The sequence below is a fragment of the Sphingopyxis sp. KK2 genome (assembly GCF_001990265.1).
GTDB lineage: Bacteria > Pseudomonadota > Alphaproteobacteria > Sphingomonadales > Sphingomonadaceae > Sphingopyxis.
In genome coordinates this window covers 1-3053 of record NZ_LYVN01000241.1, presented here as the reverse complement: position 1 = coordinate 3053, position 3053 = coordinate 1, and the positions used below count along the sequence as shown (strand labels likewise).

At 67.2% G+C, this 3053-nt stretch carries 4 protein-coding genes; 3 read left to right on the top strand and 1 reads right to left on the bottom strand.

Annotated features, from left to right (window positions below; all coding sequences use genetic code 11):
- The 3 genes from B1A78_RS21180 to B1A78_RS21170 form a co-directional block, all read left to right on the top strand.
- On the top strand, positions 1-756 hold a 756-nt coding region (locus tag B1A78_RS21180; protein ID WP_077148827.1), incomplete at its 5' end, for a neutral zinc metallopeptidase.
- Entirely contained in the window at positions 729-2015 is a 1287-nt protein-coding gene (locus B1A78_RS21175) for an amidohydrolase family protein (protein WP_083734402.1), read from the top strand. The genes B1A78_RS21180 and B1A78_RS21175, both read left to right, overlap by 28 nt.
- Positions 2012-2677 carry a hypothetical protein gene (locus tag B1A78_RS21170; RefSeq protein ID WP_077148826.1) on the top strand — a complete coding sequence of 222 codons (666 nt, stop codon included), beginning with the start codon at positions 2012-2014 and terminating at the stop codon, positions 2675-2677. Before B1A78_RS21175 ends, B1A78_RS21170 begins: the two co-directional genes overlap by 4 nt.
- On the opposite strand, the gene B1A78_RS21165 is transcribed toward B1A78_RS21170, so the two are convergent.
- The coding region (locus B1A78_RS21165; RefSeq protein ID WP_179102123.1) for an HPP family protein at positions 2678-3053 on the bottom strand (376 nt) is incomplete at its 5' end. It abuts the gene before it with no gap.

Genomic DNA, 3053 nt, shown 5'->3' with positions numbered 1-3053 from the left:
ATCCTGATCCTTGGCGCGCTCGCCTTCGTCTTTTTCGGCGGTGGCGGACAGATGCTGACCGGCGGCGGCGGCACCGCCGATCCGCAAGCCGACAGCCGCGGCGGCGCGAATGTCGCGTGCGATACGGCGGCCGAAAAATTCGCCTGCAACGTCTTCGGCTCGACGCATCAGGTGTGGGGCGAACTGGTCAGCGGCTATCGGCGCCCCACCCTCAACTTCTTCACCGAGCAGAACAGCTCGGGCTGCGGCGCGGCGCAGGCGGCGATGGGACCCTTCTATTGCCCCGCCGACCAGGGCGTCTACCTCGACACCACCTTCTTTAACGAGCTTGCGACCCGCTTCGGCGCCGCGGGCGATGCCGCGCAGGCCTATGTCGTCGCGCATGAGGTCGGCCATCATATCCAGACGATCACGGGCATTTCGGACAAGGTTCGCCAGGCGCAGCAACGATCGTCGCAAGCCGAAGGCAATCAATATCAGGTGCGCATGGAGTTGCAGGCCGACTGCTACGCCGGCGTCTGGGCGAACCGTGCCCGCAACAGCGCCGGCCAGCCGGTGATGGAACCCGGCGACCTCGAAGAAGCGATGCGGGCCGCCAACGCCATCGGCGACGATACGCTGATGCGCTCGGCGGGCCAGCGCCCGGTCCCCGAAAGCTTTACCCATGGGACGAGCGAGCAACGCATGACCTGGTTGCGCCGCGGCCTGCAAACGGGGGACCCGCGCCAGTGCGATACGTTCAGCGCGTCGCTCTGATCGGCGCCGCCGCGGCGGCGTTCGTCGCGGCGACGCCGGCCTTGGCGCAGACCGTCTATGTGCAGGCGGGAAAGCTGATCGACGGCGTCACCAACGAGGTGCGCACCGGCCAGTGCATCACGATCGTCGGCGAACGGATCAAGGACGTCGGCCCGTGCGGCAAGGCGCCTGACGGCGCCACGCTGGTCGACTGGTCGACCTATACCGTCCTGCCCGGTCTGATCGACCTTCATACCCATCTCGCCGACCTCGGCCAAAGCGCCGACCTCGCCGCGCCGATCAAGGCGTCGCCCGCCGAGACCGCGCTCGTTGGCGCGCGCAATGCGCGGGTGACGCTCGACGCGGGCTTCACCAGCGTGCGCGACGTCGGCGTCTATCGCGGGCTGGTCGACGTGACGCTGCGCAATGCCATCGAGCGCGGTGACGTACCCGGCCCGCGCATGTGGGTCGCGGGCGCCTATCTGACCATTCCCAAGGGCGGCGGCGAGCTCAATGGCGTCGTTCCCAACGAGCAATTGCCCGCCGACATGCGCCTCGGCGTCGCGGCAACGCCCGAGGAAGCGGCGGCGAAGACGAGCTATCTTCTCGACCATGGCGCCGATTTCATCAAGACGATCGCAACCGGCGCGGTGCTCGCGATCGGTACCGAGCCCGGCGCGCCCGAGCTGACGCCCGAACAATTGGCGGCGATCGTCAAGGTCGCCCATGCTCGCGGCAAGCGCGTCACTGCGCACGCGCATGGCGCGATCGGCATCCAGAATGCGATCAACGCCGGGGTCGACAGCATCGAACATGCCAGCCTCGCAGATGAAGCCACGCTCCAGCTGGCGAAGAAGCATGGCACCTGGCTCGCGATGGACATCTACAACGGCGATTATATCGATGATGTCGGGACCAAGGAGGGCTGGCCCGAGGAATATCTGCGCAAAAACCGCGAGACCACCGACGCGCAGCGCGCCGCCTTCCGGCGCGCGGTCGAACTCGGCGTCAACATCGGCTTCGCGACCGACGCCGGCGTCTATCCGCACGGGCTCAATGCACGGCAGTTCGCCTATATGGTCAAATATGGGATGACGCCGATGCAGGCGATCCAGTCCGCCACCGGGCGCGCTGCCGAGGAAATAGGACGCACCGACATCGGCGCGCTCGTGCCCGGCCGCTACGCCGACATGGTCGCAGTGAAGGCCGACCCGCTGGCGGACATCAGCGTGCTCGAAAAGATCGACCATGTGATGAAGGGCGGAGCGCTGGTGCGATGATCCGCCCGCTGCTCGCCGCGACGCTGCTGGCGAGCGCGGCGCCCGCGATGGCGCAAAATGAAGAACGCATCTGCACGGCGATCGCCAAGGGCAGCCGCGGCGCGCATGTCGACGTGGTGGCGCAGGTCGACTCCGACGGGGAGATATGGTCGCGGACGATCAGCTGGACGCCGCCGATGCTCGACGCGAGCAAGCCGCATTATGAGGACCTCGATAACCCCGGCCTGCTCCTGCAATATGACGACGCCAAGGCAAATAGGATCGGCGAGATGACCGAAGCGATCGGCGAGGTGTCGAGCGTGGGCGGTCCCAAGGACGCGCTGCGCCGGCTGTCGATGCTGGTGCTGATGGGCGATGGTTCGAGCTGGACGGTCGAGCCTGAACCCTTCGGCGTTTCCTATCAGATCGGGGGGAGCCCGTTTCGTTATGCCTCGGCGCGGCTCGGCGACACCGATTGGGACGGCGATCCCTATGAGAAGCTCGAAGCCGGCGGCACGGTAACGCTGTCGCTGCGCGACGCGACGGGGCGCCCAGTCGCGCAGGCGCGCTACGACCTCAACGCGACCGCCGAACGCGACCGCCTGTTTCGCGCGGCATGGCGCAAGGCCGACAGGATGGCGAAGAACCCGAAGCTTTGCGACACCGCCGACAACGGCGGCTGATCAGGCCGCGCGGCGGCCAGACGTCCGCGCCGCCGCATGAACCTCGGCGCGCTCGAGCAGCAGCGCGAGATCCTCGCGACTGATATCGAAGGTCTCACCCAGATCGTCGAGCGCCGCATCGATGTCCGCCATCTGCACGCCAACCGAAGCGGGCGTGAAGCTCTTTCCTTCGACCGGCTGCGGGCGGTGCGGATAGCTGTGCCCCGAAAAGCGGTGGAAGGCGACACCGATCGCGACAAGGACGATCGAGTTGATTGCCACCGGCACGAAGAAGTCGATCACATGGCTGCCAAAGCTCGACCAGCCGAGCACCGCGCTCAGCGCCACCGCGCCCCCCGGCGGGTGGAGGCAACGCAGCAGCGACATGATGAGGATC

Excerpts from the sequence above, each read along its gene's own strand:
- B1A78_RS21170 (WP_077148826.1), top strand. The coding sequence starts at position 2,012 with ATGATCCGCCCGCTGCTCGCCGCGACGCTGCTGGCGAGCGCGGCGCCC.